16 protein-coding genes are annotated in these 16,993 nt (G+C 31.1%); all 16 read left to right on the top strand.

Going from position 1 to position 16,993, the window contains the following annotated elements:
- Positions 1-57: 57 nt before the first annotated feature.
- The 16 genes from cetA to argS all read left to right on the top strand — a co-directional run bounded on the left by cetA (position 58) and on the right by argS (position 16,991).
- A complete protein-coding gene (gene cetA / locus FBE87_RS06100; protein ID WP_002859272.1) occupies positions 58-1,437 on the top strand; it encodes a bipartate energy taxis response protein CetA in 1,380 nt (459 codons plus the stop codon).
- A gap of 17 nt (positions 1,438-1,454) precedes the next feature.
- Positions 1,455-1,952, top strand: a complete 498-nt coding sequence (gene cetB / locus FBE87_RS06095; protein ID WP_002777340.1) for a bipartate energy taxis response protein CetB — start codon at positions 1,455-1,457, stop codon at positions 1,950-1,952.
- A gap of 87 nt (positions 1,953-2,039) precedes the next feature.
- Complete coding sequence (gene mnmG / locus FBE87_RS06090) at positions 2,040-3,899, top strand: tRNA uridine-5-carboxymethylaminomethyl(34) synthesis enzyme MnmG (RefSeq protein ID WP_002859271.1); 1,860 nt, start codon at positions 2,040-2,042, stop codon at positions 3,897-3,899.
- Positions 3,900-5,186, top strand: a complete 1,287-nt coding sequence (locus FBE87_RS06085; RefSeq protein WP_002856353.1) for an arsenic transporter — start codon at positions 3,900-3,902, stop codon at positions 5,184-5,186.
- Positions 5,187-5,276: 90 nt separating this feature from the next.
- Positions 5,277-5,780, top strand: a complete 504-nt coding sequence (gene petA / locus FBE87_RS06080; protein WP_002859270.1) for a ubiquinol-cytochrome c reductase iron-sulfur subunit — start codon at positions 5,277-5,279, stop codon at positions 5,778-5,780.
- A 1-nt stretch (position 5,781) separates the two neighbouring features.
- Positions 5,782-7,032 carry a cytochrome bc complex cytochrome b subunit gene (locus FBE87_RS06075; RefSeq protein WP_002852758.1) on the top strand — a complete coding sequence of 417 codons (1,251 nt, stop codon included), beginning with the start codon at positions 5,782-5,784 and terminating at the stop codon, positions 7,030-7,032.
- Positions 7,029-8,153: a cytochrome c1 gene (locus tag FBE87_RS06070; protein WP_002852693.1), complete on the top strand. Its 1,125-nt coding sequence runs from the start codon at positions 7,029-7,031 to the stop codon at positions 8,151-8,153. Before FBE87_RS06075 ends, FBE87_RS06070 begins: the two co-directional genes overlap by 4 nt.
- Before the next feature lie 127 nt (positions 8,154-8,280).
- Entirely contained in the window at positions 8,281-9,444 is a 1,164-nt protein-coding gene (locus FBE87_RS06065) for a cyclopropane-fatty-acyl-phospholipid synthase family protein (RefSeq protein WP_002852655.1), read from the top strand.
- A gap of 115 nt (positions 9,445-9,559) precedes the next feature.
- Positions 9,560-10,351: a 30S ribosomal protein S2 gene (gene rpsB, locus FBE87_RS06060; RefSeq protein WP_002853455.1), complete on the top strand. Its 792-nt coding sequence runs from the start codon at positions 9,560-9,562 to the stop codon at positions 10,349-10,351.
- The gene (gene tsf, locus FBE87_RS06055) at positions 10,351-11,424 is read left to right on the top strand and encodes a translation elongation factor Ts (protein ID WP_002859268.1); all 1,074 of its coding nucleotides are present in this window, start codon (positions 10,351-10,353) and stop codon (positions 11,422-11,424) included. Before rpsB ends, tsf begins: the two co-directional genes overlap by 1 nt.
- A 12-nt stretch (positions 11,425-11,436) precedes the next feature.
- Positions 11,437-12,072 (top strand): ABC transporter ATP-binding protein, encoded by a 636-nt coding sequence (locus FBE87_RS06050; RefSeq protein ID WP_100626267.1) that lies wholly within the window; start codon positions 11,437-11,439, stop codon positions 12,070-12,072.
- Entirely contained in the window at positions 12,059-12,826 is a 768-nt protein-coding gene (gene fliR / locus FBE87_RS06045) for a flagellar biosynthetic protein FliR (protein WP_002871684.1), read from the top strand. Before FBE87_RS06050 ends, fliR begins: the two co-directional genes overlap by 14 nt.
- Before the next feature lie 56 nt (positions 12,827-12,882).
- Complete coding sequence (locus FBE87_RS06040; protein ID WP_020836838.1) at positions 12,883-14,526, top strand: hypothetical protein; 1,644 nt, start codon at positions 12,883-12,885, stop codon at positions 14,524-14,526.
- Entirely contained in the window at positions 14,523-15,146 is a 624-nt protein-coding gene (gene gmk, locus FBE87_RS06035) for a guanylate kinase (protein WP_002860253.1), read from the top strand. Before FBE87_RS06040 ends, gmk begins: the two co-directional genes overlap by 4 nt.
- 1 nt (position 15,147) lies before the next feature.
- Complete coding sequence (locus FBE87_RS06030; RefSeq protein ID WP_002852866.1) at positions 15,148-15,387, top strand: twin-arginine translocase TatA/TatE family subunit; 240 nt, start codon at positions 15,148-15,150, stop codon at positions 15,385-15,387.
- An 11-nt stretch (positions 15,388-15,398) separates the two neighbouring features.
- Entirely contained in the window at positions 15,399-16,991 is a 1,593-nt protein-coding gene (argS, locus tag FBE87_RS06025; protein WP_002879616.1) for an arginine--tRNA ligase, read from the top strand.
- Positions 16,992-16,993 lie beyond the last annotated feature (2 nt).

The following is a 16,993-nucleotide window of genomic DNA, read 5'->3' as shown; positions in this document are numbered from 1 at the left end:
TTAAAGTATTGTTTTGATTTATGATTTCAAAAAATTTTCAATAAAAGGGGTAAATTTATGGTGAAAAATGGATTATTATCAACTATTTTTCTAAGTGTTATCGGTGTTTTAGGTGTCATTTTTATTCATATTTTTGTTGGAGCGATAATTTTTGTTTTAATCGCTGTTTTAATGATTTATTTGCTTAGACAACACAAAGATGAGCAAATAATGATAGATAAACTTTTGGTTCTTTGTAGAGAGTTAAAAGAAGGAAATTTTGACAATAGAATTATCTATGTAAAAACAAAAAGCAAAAAATTAGCCGAAATAGCAGATAATCTTAACAATACTATTGATGGGCTAGAAGCTTACTTAAGGGAAATTAATACTTCTATTTCTTGTTCTCAAAAAGGTGAATTTTATCGCAAGGCTTTGCCTGAAGGTTTAAAAGGAATTTTTGCTCATAATATCGAATTTATAAATAAAGCTTTAGCAAACATAGAAGTGACAGCAAGATCTACTTTTAAAAATGCTTTATCAAGAACTTTAATGGATTTAAGCCTTGGAAATCAAAATAAAGACATGTCTCAAATTTCTAGCTCATTAAATCAAGATATTAGCATGATGAAAAATGTATATGATACAGTGGATGCCATTTCTCATACAGCTACAGAAAATGGCTCAGAAGTGGATTCTTTACAAAGTGCTATGGGTTCTTTAATGGATGTTGTAAATTCGAGCAAGGAGACAGTACAAACTTTTGTGGCTAATTCACAAAATATCACTTCAGTGGTTGAAGTAATACGTGATATAGCCGATCAAACCAATCTTCTAGCTTTAAATGCTGCTATTGAAGCTGCGCGTGCAGGAGAGCATGGTAGGGGCTTTGCGGTTGTGGCTGATGAAGTTAGAAAGTTAGCAGAAAGAACTCAAAGATCTACAAGCGAAATTTCTATTGCAATTCAGACTATGCAACAAGATTTTGTAAATATCCAAAGTGGCAGTGAGCAAGTTTTTAACATTGTTAGTGAATCTGAAGAAAGAATTAATAAATTTTCTCAAGCTTTTAAACGTCTAGAAGAAAATAGTAGTGCTCTTGGTGTTAATTTTGGATCCTTTGCAAAGAGATTGATTTTGTCTGTGGTTAAAATCGATCATATTCTTTATAAATCAAATATATATTTAAATTTAAATGGGGCTCAAAATTTCAATCTTGAAAGTGTAGATCCAATTTCTAATCTTTGTCAAGATGAGAGAGCTCAAGGTGTTATTAATGAGCTTAGTTCTGAAACTGAGTTAAAATTAGCTAAAGAATTTATAAAAGATAACGCTAAAAAAGCAATAGAAGAATCAAGTCAAGATTATATCGATCAAAAAGCTTATGATGCGATTGTAAATGATATTAAATCACTAGAGCAAAGAAGTGCTGAAATCTTAGCAAAATTAAAAATATAAATTAAGAGGGTGGGAAAATGTCAAGAGAAATTTTTTTACAAGAAGATAGTTTAATTACTTCTAAAACAGATTTAAAAGGTAAAATAGTTTATGCAAATGATGATTTTTTAAAGTATGCAGGTTATACCATGGGTGAAGTTTTAAATAAACCTCATAACATAGTAAGACATGAAGAGATGCCAAAAACTGTTTTTAAATATTTATGGGATTATATGAAAGAAGGCAAAGAAATTTTTGCTTACGTAAAAAATAAAACCAAAGATAACAATTACTATTGGGTTTTTGCAAATGTAACCCCATCAATAGATGTTAATAATAATATCATAGGCTATTATTCCGTTCGTCGTATGCCAAATAAAAGCGCTATTTCTACAATAGAAAGTCTTTATAGCGATCTTTTAAGAGCAGAACAGCAACAAGGCTTAAATAAGGGTGTTGAGATGCTTAAAAATTTCTGCAAAGATGCAGATAAAACTTATAATGAGCTAATCTTTTCTCTTCAAGAAGCTAAATAAATTTTTGTTAGACTTAAAACGAGTTTGTTTTAAGTCTAAATATTATATAATCTTTCTTTTAAAAATTCACATTTTTCAAGGCAAAATATGTTTGATGTCATTGTTATAGGTGGTGGACATGCAGGTGTTGAAGCAAGTGCTGCTGCTGCTAGAATGGGTAAAAAAACCTTACTTTTAACTACATTGATTGAGCAAATAGGAGCGGCAAGTTGTAATCCAGCCATAGGTGGACTTGCTAAAGGGCATTTGGTAAAAGAACTTGATGCCATGGGTGGTCTTATGGGTGAAATCACCGATGAAGCAGGGATACAATTTCGTATTTTAAATGAAAGTAAGGGTGTAGCCGTTCAAGGAAGTAGGGCACAAATTGATATGGATAAATACCGTATCATTGCACGTAATAAACTTTTAAAACTTCCAAATTTAGAAATTTCTCAAGAACAAGCGAGTGTTTTAATCGTAGAAAATGATGAAGTTAAAGGCGTAAAAACAAATTTAGAAAATATATATTTTGCCAAAAAAGTCATCCTAACAACAGGAACTTTTTTAAATGGACTTATTCACGTAGGTGAAAATAAACTTCAAGCAGGAAGGGTAGGGGAGCTTGCTTCGGTAAATTTAGGAAATTATCTGCAAACTTTGGGTTTAAAAATGGGACGTTTAAAAACAGGAACTTGCCCAAGAGTGGATGCAAAAAGCATTGATTTTAGCGTGCTTGAAATTCAAGATGGTGATGTAAATCCTAAAGCTTTTAGTTTTCGTTCAAGAAATTTCAATCCTACTCAACTTCCTTGTTATATCGCACGCACTAATACAACTACACATGAGATTATTAAGAATAATTTTTATCGTGCTCCGCTTTTTACAGGACAGATTGAAGGTGTGGGGCCAAGGTATTGTCCTTCTATAGAAGATAAGATCAATCGTTTTAGCGACAAAGAAAGCCATCATCTTTTTATAGAGCCTCAAACTATCGATGCGACGGAGTATTATATCAATGGTTTTTCTACTTCTTTACCTTATGAAGTACAAACTCAAATGTTGCGTTCTGTAAAGGGTTTTGAAAATGCTAAAATAACCCGTTTTGGTTATGCTATAGAATATGACTATATAGAGCCAACTGAACTTAAGCATACTTTAGAACTTAAAAAGATTAAAAATCTTTATTGTGCAGGACAGATTAATGGAACTACAGGTTATGAAGAGGCTGCAGTACAAGGCTTTATGGCGGGAATCAATGCAAGCTTAAGCATAGATATGAAAGAGCCTTTGATTTTAAGGCGTGATGAAGCTTATATAGGAGTTTTAATCGATGATTTGGTAGTAAAAGGCACAAAAGAACCTTATAGAATGTTTACTTCAAGAGCGGAATTTAGACTGCTTTTAAGGGAAGAAAATGCTATACTTAGACTTGGAAAATATGGCTATGATTTAGGGCTTTTAAGCGAGCAAGATTTTACTTATATACAAAATATCGCAAACAATCTTCAAAAAGGACTTGAATTTTTACTTTCTAAAGAATTTACGCCTAACAACCAAAATAATGCTTTTTTAGAGAGTTTAGGAGAAGATAAAATTTCTTCTATAGTCAATCTTCAAAAAATTGTTGCAAGAGCAAGTTTTGATATAGAAAAATTAAAAAAACTTGACCCTATATTTGAAACCATGGATCATTACTCCTTAAGAGAGATTTTAAATGAGGCAAAGTATTATCATTACATTAGTATGCAAAAAGCTCAAGTAGAAAAAATGAAAAATCTTAGTGAGCTTAAAATTCCTGAAAATTTTGATTTTAAAAGTGTAAGTGGTTTGAGTAATGAGGTTGTAGAAAAGCTTAATCATCATAAACCTCCAACCATTTTTGCTGCAAGTCAAATCAGTGGAATCACTCCTGCAGCGTTGGATATTTTGCAAATTTATATCAAAATGCAAAAGAAAAAAGCTTAAATGCTTGCTTTTTTTATTTTTTTATCTACTTTAGTTTTACTTTTTTGGCGTCCATGGAATTTACCTATTTGGGTATTTTCTAGCTTGGGGGCTTTTTTTGTTTTTATTTTTCAATTGGTAGATTTTAAAGATGCTTGTTTTGTTTTTTCTTTGGTTTGGGATAGTTCTTTAACTTTGGTTGGGTTGATTATCCTTTCTTTTAGCTTGGAAGCTTTGGGATTTTTTGATTTTATTGCGAGTAAAATTTTGTATTTTTCTAGAGAGAAAAATCAAGAAAAAATTTATATCAGTACAAAAAAAATGATGTTATTTTTGTTGATTTTTGTATTTTTTCTTTCTGCATTTTTTGCTAACGATGGAGCGATTTTAATCATTACACCTATTATTATAGCTTTATTTTCAACTCTTAAAGATTGTAAAAATCATGCTTTTATTTTAAGTTCTTTTTTACTTAGCCTTTCTTTTTTATGTGATGCAAGTTCAAACGCTTTGGTTATTTCAAATTTAACCAATATCATCACAGCAAATTATTTTAAGATAGAATTTTTAGAATTTGCTAAAAATATGTTTTTGCCAAATTTTTTTGTTTTGCTTTCTACTATAGTTACGGTTTTTGTGCTTTATGTGAGAGTTTTACCTAAAAGGCTTGAATTTAAATTAATCAAAAAAGAGCAAATTTCATTGAAATTGTTTTTTCTTTGCATAGTATTTTTATTTCTTTTTGTTATCAGTTTTTTTATAGGTGAAATTTTTAATATTAAAATAAGTTTTTTTGCTTTGCTTTGGGCGGGAATTTTTTGGCTTATTATTTTAAAAATTCAAGGTAAAAAAAGTATTAAAATTCTTTTTGAAGCACCTTATGGAGTTTTGCTTTTTAGTTTTGGGCTTTATATGGTGGTTTTTGCTTTACATAAAATAGGTGTGAGTGAAATTTTGGTTAAAAGCTATGCTTTTTTGATGCAAGATAAGAGTGGAATTTTTGGTGTGGCTTTGATTTCAGCTTTTGGATCTTCTGTGTTTAATAATTTGCCTATGGTTTTAATCGGAGATTTGGCATTAAAAGAATATTTTGAGAATTTTTCTTTTGATTCTTTGATGATTTATGCACATCTTTTAGGTGTAAATATAGGTCCAAAACTTACGCCAATAGGTTCTTTAGCAACTTTGCTTTGGCTTGGAGTTTTGGCTAGAAAAGGCATTAATATTTCTTTTTGGCAATATTGTAAATTTGGCTTTTTGATAACTTTACCTGTGCTTGTTTTTTCTCTTTTTGCTCTTATTGTCTAAATATCAAAACTTGTTAAACAAAGAAAAAATTTATTTTAATTTCGATAAACTTTTAACTTGGTTAAAAAATAAAATCGAAAGGAGCAAGTTATGGCTACATCTGAGAGTAGACGAAGCTTTATGGGCTTTGCATTTGGAAGCGTAGCTGCTGTAGGCGGTGTTTTCTCACTTGTTGCGATGAAAAAAACTTGGGATCCGCTTCCAAGTGTTAAAGCTGCAGGTTTTACTACAGTAGATTTATCAGGAATGCAAGATGGAGAGCTTAGAACTATAGAATGGCGTAAAAAGCCTATTTTTATATTAAAAAAAGATGCGAGTATGCCAAAAGATGAAAAACGTGATGTTGTGGTAGATAACGCAGCTTATACTCTGGTTATAGGACTTTGTACGCATTTGGGTTGTATACCTGCTTACCAACCAAGTGAGCAATTGTTTAAATGCGCCTGTCATGGTGGAGAATTTGACACAAGTGGAAAAAATGTCTTTGGACCTCCTCCAAAGCCTCTTGAAATTCCTCCTTTTAAAATTGATGGAACCAAGCTTGTTTTAGGTGAAGAGGGTTCTGAATATAAAAAAATGATAGCGGAGGCTTAAGATGGCACAAATTAGAAAAGCTAATGGTCTTGTAGATTGGCTTGATCAAAGACTTGCGGTACATAAACTGCTTGATGTTTTAATGGTAAAGTATTGGATACCAAAGCAAATTAACTTTCTTTGGGCAATGGGGGTTATTTTAACCACTCTTTTTGCAGTGCTTTTTGTTACAGGACTTTTACTTGTGATGTATTATAAACCAGATACTGCACTTGCTTTTGATAGTGTGAATAAGACTATTATGCAAGAGGTGGACTATGGATGGCTTTGGCGTCACATGCATGGTGTTGCCGCTTCTGTTGTATTTTTGATTATATACATACATATGCTAACAGGAATTTATTACGGTTCTTATAAAAAAGGTCGTGAGATGATTTGGGTTAGCGGTATGCTTTTGTTTGTTGTATTTTCTGCTGAAGCTTTTAGTGGGTATATGCTTCCTTGGGGACAAATGAGTTATTGGGCAGCTCAAGTAATCACTAATCTTTTTGGAGGGATACCATTTATTGGCCCTGAACTTGTGATTTGGATTCGTGGAGATTATGCGGTTTCTGATCCAACTTTAACAAGATTTTTTATGCTTCATGTGTGCTTGCTTCCTATAGTTATCATTGCTATTATAGCATTTCACTTCTATTCTTTAAGAATTCCTCATGTTAATAATGAAATTTCTGAAGAACTTGACTTTGATTTAGAGGCTGAAAAATACATGGCAGGTGACACAAAGGGTTCTAAAGTGATTCCTTTTTGGCCAGGATTTTTATCAAAAGATTTTATGTATATAAGCTTTTTTATGATTTTCTTCTTTTATTTGGTCTGTTTTAAATTTGAATTTGCAATGGATCCAATTAATTTTGATCCAGCTAATGCGCTTAAAACACCAGCTCATATTTATCCTGAGTGGTATTTCTTATGGAGTTATGAAGTTTTAAGAGGATTTTTCTTTGATATTGCAGGTATTAAAGCTTTTGATATAGGTTTGGCTGCATTTGGTATTGCTCAAGTGATTTTCTTCTTACTTCCTTGGCTTGATAGAAGTGATGTGGTAAAACCAGCTCATGAAAGACCTTTATTTTTCATTTGGTTTTGGATATTGCTTATTGATTTAATTGTTTTAACTGTTTATGGAAAATTACCTCCAACAGGTGTAAATGCTTGGGTAGGATTTTACGCTTCTATAGTATTTTTACTTTTACTTATTGTAGTTTTACCGGTTATTACTATTATGGAGAGAAAAGGAGCTAAACAATGAGAGAAATAAAAATATTTTTAGTTGTAGTAGTTTTTACTGCACTTGTATATTGGGGGGTAGAGCCTTATGCTCATTCAGTGATGAAGCCTCATGTTGCTCCTGCAAATTTTGATTTTGCTGTTGAAGATACTACTTTTGCAAAAGGTATAGTTGAAGCTAAAGAATTAGCTCTAAAAGATGCACAAGCTTCAGGAGATGCTAAAAGAATAGAGAGTGCAAACAAAGAACTTGAAAAAGCAAAAGAAGAATTAAGCAAGGTTGAAACACTTTGGGCAGATGTTGCAAAGATCGATTTTGCTAAGGGTGATGCAAAAAAAGGTAAAGAATTTTTTGAAAATAACTGTTTTGCATGTCATGGTGTAAAAGAAGATGGAATAGCAGCTAATATTACTGATTCTTCTATGGGAGTAATACCGCCTGATCTCAGTGCAGCTGGTGCTATTTTTGATGAAAAATTTTTAGCAGCTTTGATTATGCATCCTGCGCTTGCTTTAAAAGTAGATCATAAATTTGGTGATGCTTTTATTATGACAGCTTACAATAAAGATACTTCAGGAGAAAGTGAAGAAGCTACAAATGCAAATATAGCCAATGTAATTGCTTATCTTAAAGATGTGAGTGTTAAATTTGAAGCCAATGAAGATGCTACTATTAAGAAAGATGTTGAGGCAAAATATGCTAAAATGGAAAATAGTGCTCAAAAAGCAGCTTTAATGGAAAAAGATATAAAATTTGCTAAAGATAAAGCAACTTTTATTGAGGCTTGCGGACGTTGTCATGATATGAAATACGATAGCTTTTTTACTCCATCAAATCAAAATGATTTAAAAACTTATTTAGGTTCTGTTCCACCTGATCTTTCTATGATGATAAGATCTCGTGGTGAGCAATATTTACATGATTTTATTAATAATACTCAAAAACTTCTTCCAGGAACCGCTATGCCAAGAGTAGGTTTAACAGAAGCTGCACAGGCTAAGGTTGTATCTTATATTGATCAAGTGGGTGATAGCAAAAAAGAAGAAAGAAAAACTACAGGAATTTATGTAATGATATTCTTTGTAATTTTAAGTATTTTTGCTATAGGTTGGAAGCGTTCTGTTTGGTCTAAATTACATTAGTATTATAAAATTTTTGCCACTATTTTATATCTGTGGCAAAAATTCTATCTTTTCTTCAATTTTATCAAATTTTAAACATAATTAAGAGATACTATCAAATAATAATTTTTATTAGTTGGAGTATGTTATGCTTGAAAAACAAATGATTAAATTTATTCTTTCAAAATGGAATTATGGAAATTTTAGAATTGTATTTTGGGATCAAGAAGAATTTCATGTGGGTAATCAGCCTGCTAAATTTTCTTTAATTTTCAAAGAAAAAATACCTTTTTTAAAATTATTTAGTGATACGAGTTTAGTTTTTGCAAAACATTATATGGAGTCTAAACTAGAAATAGAAGGTGATTATGATGAAATAGCTAAAGTTTTGTATTATTTTTCAAATAAGCGTTTTTTAAAAAATACAGAGGATATCTTGAGTAAAATAGCCCAAAAACAGGAAAGTAAAAATATCAAAAGTCATTATGATATAGGTAATGATTTTTATAAGCTTTGGCTTGATGATACTATGAGCTATTCTTGCGCTTATTTTAAAGAGCCTAATAATACTCTTTATGAAGCTCAAATTAACAAAATAGAACATACTCTTAAAAAACTTGATTTAAAAGAAGGAGAAAAGCTTTTAGATATAGGTTGTGGCTGGGGTTGGCTTTCTATTATGGCGGCTCAAAAGTATGGAGTTAAGGTTGTTGGAATTACTATTTCAGAGGAGCAGTGTAAAAAAGCTAAGGAAAGAGTAAAAGAACTTGGTCTTGAAGATAAAATAGAAATAAGACTTCAAAATTATCAAGATTTAGAATTTGAAAATTATTTTGATAAAGTTGTTTCTGTGGGTATGTTTGAACATGTAGGCAAAGAGAATTTAGGACTTTATTTCATGAAAGTAAAACAAGTGTTAAAACCTGGAGGTTCTATGCTTTTACATTCTATTTTAGCCATGTTTGAAGGAAAAACAAATGCTTGGATAGATAAATATATTTTTCCAGGAGGATATTTACCTTCTTTAAGAGAGGTTGTAAGTGCTATGAGTGAGTGGGATTTTCATCTTCTTTTAGCAGAAAGTTTAAGAATGCACTATGCAAAAACTTTAGATTTATGGGATGAAAATTTTAACAAAGTATTGGACAAGGTAAGGGAAAAATATGATGAAGAATTTATAAGAATGTGGGATTTATACCTTCGTTCTTGTGCCTCTGCTTTTCGTGTTGGAAGCGTGGATTTGTTTCAATTTTTAATCACAAAAGAAATCAATAATAATCTAAGCCTTACCAAGGACTACATATATAAGTAAAAACTAAACTTAAATTTGATAAAATATTAGCTTCATTTCACACGCATCAATCCTTTTTAGCTTGTGTAAATTAAGGGATGTGGAGGAATAAAGCTAAATTTATAAGGAGAAACTCATGGTTAGTATGAGAGATTTATTAGAATGCGGTGTGCATTTTGGACACCAAACAAGACGCTGGAATCCAAAGATGAAAAAATTCATTTTTGGCGAGAGAAAAGGTATTTATGTAATTGATTTACAAAAAACTTTAAGATATTTTAGATATACCTATAATATCGTTCGTGACGCTGCTGCCGAAGGAAAAACTATACTTTTTGTCGGGACAAAAAAACAAGCAGGTGGAGCGATTAAAGAATACGCTGAAAAATGTGGTATGCCTTATGTAAATCATAGATGGCTTGGCGGTATGATGACAAATTTTGGTACCATTCGCCAATCAATTAGAAAATTAGAAGTAATTGAAAAAATGGAAGAAGATGGAAGTATTAAACTTTTAACTAAAAAAGAAGCTTTAATGCTTACAAGAAAAAAAGAAAAATTATTAGCTTATTTAGGTGGAATTCGTTATATGAAAACTCAACCTGATATGATTTTTGTTATTGACACAGTAAAAGAAAAAATTGCTGTTCAAGAAGCAAATAGATTAAGAATTCCTGTTGTAGCTCCACTAGATACAAACTGCGATCCTGACTTGGTAACTTATCCTATTCCAGGAAATGATGATGCAATTCGTTCAGTGCAACTTTTCTGCCAAGAAATGGCTGAAGCGATTAATGAAGGAAAAGCTTTAAGAGAACAAGATGGCGAAGCTTTAGCAAATGAAGAAAAAGAAATCACCGATGAAGAGAAAAAAGAAGTTTTAGATGAAGCGATGAGCGAAGAAGACTTCGGTGAGGAGCAAGAATAATGGCTGAAATTACTGCTGCAATGGTAAAAGAACTCCGCGAAAGTACAGGCGCGGGGATGATGGATTGTAAAAATGCTTTGAGTGAAACTAATGGAGATTTTGATAAAGCAGTACAACTTTTAAGAGAAAAAGGTTTAGGTAAGGCTGCTAAAAAAGCAGATAGACTTGCTGCAGAAGGTTTAGTAAGTGTAAAAGTAAGTGATGATTTTACAAGCGCAACTGTAAGTGAGATTAATTCCGAAACAGATTTTGTGGCAAAAAATGATCAGTTTATCGCTTTAACAAAAGATACTACAGCTCATATTCAAAGCAATAGCTTGCAAAGTGTGGAAGAGCTTCACTCAAGTACGATTAATGGTGTAAAATTTGAAGAATATTTAAAAAGTCAAATTGCAACTATAGGAGAAAACTTAGTTGTAAGAAGATTTGCAACTTTAAAAGCAGGTGCTAACGGCGTTGTAAATGGTTATATCCATACAAATGGCCGTGTGGGCGTTGTGATCGCTGCAGCTTGTGATAGCACTGAAGTGGCTTCAAAATCAAGAGATTTGTTAAGACAAATTTGTATGCATATTGCAGCAATGAGACCAAGTTATTTAAGTTATGAAGATTTGGATATGACTTTTGTTGAAAATGAATACAAAGCTTTGGTTGCTGAACTTGAAAAAGAAAATGAAGAAAGACGCAGACTGAAAGATCCAAATAAACCTGAACATAAAATTCCTCAATTTGCAAGTCGCAAACAATTAAGCGATGCAATTTTAAAAGAAGCTGAAGAAAAAATCAAAGAAGAACTTAAAGCTCAAGGTAAACCTGAAAAAATTTGGGACAATATTATCCCGGGCAAAATGAATAGCTTTATAGCCGATAATTCTCAACTCGATAGCAAACTTACTTTAATGGGTCAGTTTTATGTACTGGATGACAAAAAAACTGTAGAACAAGTAATTGCCGAAAAAGAAAAAGAATTTGGTGGAAAAATTAAAATTGTAGAATTTATTTGCTTTGAAGTTGGTGAAGGTTTAGAAAAGAAAACTGAAGATTTTGCGGCTGAAGTTGCTGCACAACTTTAAAAACGGTTAAAAATGGAACTCTTAAGAGCGGAAAATTTAAGCCATAGTTTTGATTATCCGCTTTTTGAGGGTTTAAATCTTACTTTAAATACTAAAGATTGCATTGCTATTCAAGGGAGTAGCGGTTGTGGTAAATCTACTCTTTTGCATATACTTTCTTCTTTATTGATTCCAAAAAAAGGTGAAGTTTTTTTTAAAGGTTCTAGTCTTTATCAGATGGATGAAAACGAAAGATTAAAAATTCGCCGCTATGATTTTGGTATTATTTTTCAGACACATTATCTTTTTAAAGGTTTTTCAGCTTTAGAAAATATCGAACTTGCTAGTGTTTTATCGGGTCAAGATTTAGATGAGAAAATTTTAAAAAGGTTAGGTATTGATACACTTTTGCATCAAAAAATAGGAAAGCTTAGCGGCGGACAACAACAGCGTGTGAGTATCGCACGTGTGCTTTGTAAAAAACCAAAGATTATTTTTGCTGATGAAGCAACTGGAAATTTGGATTTTGATAATGCTAAAAATGTTATCGAACTTTTAATTTCTTATGTTAAAGAAAATGATGCGGCTTTATTTTTTGTAACTCACGATAGTAAGCTCGCAAGTTTTTGTGATAAAATTTATACTATAAACGTCAATGGAATTTGTTAATTATTTAGGCGATAAAAATGTTGTAACTTTTATGTTGCTTCTTGCTAGAATGAGTGGTCTTATAGTTTTTTTTCCTTTTTTTTCACATAATTCTATTCCTATGGTGATAAAAAGTACTATAGTTTTATTTTTGACTATGTATTTATATCCTTTGGCTAGATTAGAATCTTTGCATTTAGATAGTTTTTTTGTTTTACAGCTTATTAGTGAAGTGATTTTTGGAATGATGGCAGGATTAATGCTTCAAATTATTTTTGCTATTATTATGATGGCAGGTGAGCAGATTGCTTTTACTATGGGATTTACTATGGCAAGTATATTAGATCCAAGTTCTGGAACGAGTATGCCTATTACGGCACAAATTTTAAATTTACTTGCTTTGATGTTTTTTCTTGCTTTTGATGGCCATCATTTAATGCTTTTGTTTTTAAGTCATTCTTTGGGTTATATTAGTTTAGGTGGATTTTATCCGCATGAGAATTTAATGCATTATTTAAATATGGGTATGTTTAATATTTTCATCATAGGTTTTACTATGAGCTTTCCTATACTTGGAATTTCACTTTTAGCCGATGTTATTTTTGGACTTTTGATGAAAACAATGCCACAATTTAATCTTTTAGTTATTGGCTATCCTATAAAGATAGCTCTAGGTTTTGTAGTTTTAATTGCTATTTTACTAGTTATGATGCAATATTTTAAAAATTTAATTTTAGAACTTTTTACTCATATGCAAACTCTTTTTTTCTCCTAAGGAAAGGATAAATGAAATTATCGTAAAATAGCGATTATTTTTTAAGGATTAAAGTGATGAAAATTTTACTTTTAAATGAAAACCCTGTAGTTTCAAGACTTGTAAGCCTTAGTGCTAAAAAAATGTCTTATGATTTTGAAGAACTTAATGCTTATAGTGAAAATTTGGGTAATTATGATGTGATTGTTGTAGATAGTGATACTCCAGCACCTTTAAAAATTCTTAAAGAAAAATGCGATAGATTGATTTTTTTAGCCCCGCGAAATCAAAATGTAGAAGATATAGATGCGCAAATTTTACAAAAACCTTTTTTACCTACAGATTTTTTAAATTTACTTAATAATAAAGATGCGAACAAGCATACATCTATTGATTTGCCAATGTTAAGCAATGATGAAAATCCTTATGCTGATATAAGCTTGGATTTAGATAATTTAAATTTAGATGATTTGCCTGATGAAAATTCTTTAGATATAAATTCAGAGGGAATGGAAGATTTGAGTTTTGATGATGATGCTCAAGATGATAATGCAAACAAAACTTTAGAAACTCAAAATTTAGAACATGACAATTTAGAACAAGAAACAATTAAAGAACAGACTCAAGAAGACACTCAAACTGATTTAGATTTAACTTTAGAAGATGATGAAAGCGAAAAAGAAGACTTAAGCCAAGAACATACAGCTTTGGATACTGAGCCTAGTTTAGATGAGCTAGATGATAAAAATGATGAAGATTTAGAAATCAAAGAAGATGATAAAAATGAAGAAATAGAAAAGCAAGAATTATTAGACGATTCTAAAACAAATACATTAGAAATGCAAGAAGAGCTTAGCGAATCTCAAGATGATAATGCAAACAAAACTTTAGAAACTCAAAATTTAGAACATGACAATTTAGAACAAGAAACAATTAAAGAACAGACTCAAGAAGACACTCAAACTGATTTAGATTTAACTTTAGAAGATGATGAAAGCGAAAAAGAAGACTTAAGCCAAGAACATACAGCTTTGGATACTGAGCCTAGTTTAGATGAGCTAGATGATAAAAATGATGAAGATTTAGAAGATAATAAAGAATTACAAGCTAATATAAGCGATTTTGATGATCTTCCTGAGGTTGAAGAGCAAGAAAAAGAAATGGATTTTGATGATCTTCCTGAGGATGCTGAATTTTTAGGTCAAGCAAAATATAATGAAGAATCAGAGGAAGTTTTAGAGGAGTTTACTCCTGTTGTGGAAGAAGATGTTCAAGATGAAATGGATGATTTTACTTCAAATTTGAGTACTCAAGATCAAATCAAAGAAGAACTAGCTCAACTTGATGAGCTTGATTATGGTATTGATAGTGACAATAGTAGCAAGGTCTTAGAAGATTTTAAAGATGAACCAATTTTAGACGATAAAGAATTAGAAACAAATGAAGAGGAAGTGGTTGTGCCAAATTTAAATATAAGTGATTTTGATACATTGAAAGAAAGTGATATACAAGAAGCTCTTGGAGAGGAAATCTTAGAAAAAAATGAAGAGCCTATAGTAAGTGATGTAACTAAAGATGATAATAGCGAAGAGATAGTTAATGAGCTTAGCCAAAGCATAGCAGGAGCGATCACTTCAAGTATTAAAGATGATACCTTAAAAGCTGCTCTTAAGGGTATGAATATGAATATAAATATAAACATTAGTTTTAAAGAGGATTGAAATTGCAAGGTTTTGTTTTGTTGATTTCAGGTCCTAGTGGTGCTGGAAAATCAACTCTTTTAAAAAAACTTTTTGATGAATTTGAAGATGAGCTTTATTTTTCTATTTCTTCAACAACTCGCAAACCAAGAGAGGGTGAAAAAAATGGAATACATTATCATTTTATATCCCATGAAGAATTTCAAAAAGGTATAGATAGTGATCATTTTTTAGAATGGGCTAGAGTGCATGAAAATTTTTATGGTACTTCTTTAAAGCACACTCAAAATGCTTTAGATAATGGAAAAATAGTTGTTTTTGATATTGATGTGCAAGGATTTAAAATAGCCAGAAAAAAAATGGCTGATAAGATTGTTTCTGTTTTTATTACTACAAAAAATAAAGATGAGTTAAAAAAAAGACTTATTAAGCGAAATACTGATACAATAATACAACTAGAAAAAAGATTACAAAACGCTAGTGATGAAATGAAAGAGCTTAGCGAGTATGATTATCTTATCATTAACGATGAGTTAAAGCAAAGTTATGAAGCATTGCGAGCGATTTTAATCGCCCATAAATTTAGAACCAAAGGGCAGAATCTAGGGCAAATTCAAAATATTTGGAATGAAGGAGAATAAAATGGGTGGTTGGTCAAGTCCAAGTCATTGGTTGATTATTTTATTGATTGTTGTATTGCTTTTTGGAGCAAAAAAAATTCCAGAACTTGCAAAGGGTTTAGGTAAAGGTATTAAAACTTTTAAAGATGAAATGAATAATGATGATGAAGTAGCAAAAAATACTCAAAAAATAGAAGAAAATAAAAACACAACTAATAATACAAATGCTGATGCAAGTATAGACGAAACAAAAAAAGCTTAAGGTTTAGTCTTTTGAAAAGTATTATTTTTAATGAAATTAAAAAGATTTTAGAGTGTGATTTTGCACTTGAAAATCCAAAGGATAAAAATTTAGCACATTTTGCTACCCCTTTGGCTTTTTCACTGGCTAAGGAATTAAAAAAATCCCCTATGTTGATCGCTAGCGACTTAGCGAGCAAATTTCAAAATCATGATTGTTTTGAATCAGTTGAAGCTGTAAATGGGTATTTAAATTTTAGAATTTCCAAAACTTTTTTAAATGAACTTGCAAATCAGGCTTTAACAAATCCAAATGATTTTACTAAAGGAGAAAAAAAACAAGAAAGTTTTTTGCTTGAATATGTGAGTGCAAATCCTACTGGGCCTTTACACATAGGACATGCAAGAGGCGCTGTTTTTGGAGACACCTTAACAAGACTTGCAAGACATTTGGGCTATAAATTTAATACAGAATACTATGTCAATGATGCGGGTAATCAAATTTATTTACTAGGGCTTTCTATTTTACTAAGTGTGAAAGAAAGTATACTTCATGAAAATGTTGAATATCCAGAGCAATATTACAAAGGCGAGTATATAGCGGATTTAGCAAAAGAAGCTTTTGAAAAATTTGGTAAAGAATTTTTTAGCGAAGAAAATATCCCTAGTTTGGCTGATTGGGCAAAAGATAAAATGCTTGTTTTGATTAAACAAAATTTAGAACAAGCAAAGATTAAAATTGACAGCTATGTAAGCGAAAGATCGTATTATGATGCTTTAAATGCAACTTTAGAATCTTTAAAAGAGCATAAAGGAATTTACGAGCAAGAAGGTAAAATTTGGCTTGCTTCTTCGCAAAAAGGCGATGAAAAAGATAGGGTAATTATCCGTGAAGATGGACGCGGGACTTATTTGGCAGCAGATATTGTTTATCATAAAGATAAAATGAGTCGTGGTTATGGAAAGTGTATTAATATTTGGGGAGCAGATCATCATGGTTATATCCCTAGAATGAAAGCTGCGATGGAATTTTTGGGATTTGACTCTAATAATCTTGAGATTATTTTAGCACAAATGGTTTCCCTACTTAAAGATGGAGAACCTTATAAAATGAGTAAAAGAGCAGGAAATTTTATCTTGATGAGCGATGTGGTTGATGAGATAGGAAGTGATGCTTTGCGTTATATCTTTTTGAGCAAAAAATGCGATACGCATTTGGAATTTGATATTAGTGATTTGCAAAAAGAAGATAGCTCTAATCCTGTGTATTATATCAACTATGCACACGCTAGAATTCATCAAGTATTTGCTAAAGCTGGTAAAAAAATCGATGATGTAATGAAAGCTGATTTACAAAGTTTAAATCAAGATGGTGTAAATTTACTCTTTGAAGCTTTGAATTTAAAGGCTATTTTAAATGATGCTTTTGAGGCTAGAGCTTTGCAAAAAATTCCTGATTATCTTAAAAATTTAGCTGCAAATTTTCATAAATTCTACAATGAAAATAAAGTTGTAGGCTCTGCAAATGAAAATGATTTGCTTAAATTATTTTCTTTGGTTGCTCTTAGTATTAAAACCGCATTTTCTTTAATGGGCATTGAAGCAAAAAACAAAATGGAACATTAAAA

It is taken from the genome of Campylobacter sp. CFSAN093246, assembly GCF_012889415.1.
GTDB lineage: Bacteria > Campylobacterota > Campylobacteria > Campylobacterales > Campylobacteraceae > Campylobacter_D > Campylobacter_D jejuni.
Note: the sequence above shows the minus strand (reverse complement) of the source record. Positions and strands in the feature narration are given on the sequence as shown.

Excerpts from the sequence above, each read along its gene's own strand:
- cetB (WP_002777340.1), top strand. The coding sequence starts at position 1,455 with ATGTCAAGAGAAATTTTTTTACAAGAAGATAGTTTAATTACTTCTAAA.
- FBE87_RS06040 (WP_020836838.1), top strand. The coding sequence starts at position 12,883 with ATGAAAATTTTACTTTTAAATGAAAACCCTGTAGTTTCAAGACTTGTA.
- FBE87_RS06065 (WP_002852655.1), top strand. The coding sequence starts at position 8,281 with ATGCTTGAAAAACAAATGATTAAATTTATTCTTTCAAAATGGAATTAT.
- FBE87_RS06030 (WP_002852866.1), top strand. The coding sequence starts at position 15,148 with ATGGGTGGTTGGTCAAGTCCAAGTCATTGGTTGATTATTTTATTGATT.
- cetA (WP_002859272.1), top strand. The coding sequence starts at position 58 with ATGGTGAAAAATGGATTATTATCAACTATTTTTCTAAGTGTTATCGGT.
- FBE87_RS06070 (WP_002852693.1), top strand. The coding sequence starts at position 7,029 with ATGAGAGAAATAAAAATATTTTTAGTTGTAGTAGTTTTTACTGCACTT.
- mnmG (WP_002859271.1), top strand. The coding sequence starts at position 2,040 with ATGTTTGATGTCATTGTTATAGGTGGTGGACATGCAGGTGTTGAAGCA.
- tsf (WP_002859268.1), top strand. The coding sequence starts at position 10,351 with ATGGCTGAAATTACTGCTGCAATGGTAAAAGAACTCCGCGAAAGTACA.
- FBE87_RS06085 (WP_002856353.1), top strand. The coding sequence starts at position 3,900 with ATGCTTGCTTTTTTTATTTTTTTATCTACTTTAGTTTTACTTTTTTGG.
- FBE87_RS06050 (WP_100626267.1), top strand. The coding sequence starts at position 11,437 with ATGGAACTCTTAAGAGCGGAAAATTTAAGCCATAGTTTTGATTATCCG.
- petA (WP_002859270.1), top strand. The coding sequence starts at position 5,277 with ATGGCTACATCTGAGAGTAGACGAAGCTTTATGGGCTTTGCATTTGGA.
- FBE87_RS06075 (WP_002852758.1), top strand. The coding sequence starts at position 5,782 with ATGGCACAAATTAGAAAAGCTAATGGTCTTGTAGATTGGCTTGATCAA.
- rpsB (WP_002853455.1), top strand. The coding sequence starts at position 9,560 with ATGGTTAGTATGAGAGATTTATTAGAATGCGGTGTGCATTTTGGACAC.
- fliR (WP_002871684.1), top strand. The coding sequence starts at position 12,059 with ATGGAATTTGTTAATTATTTAGGCGATAAAAATGTTGTAACTTTTATG.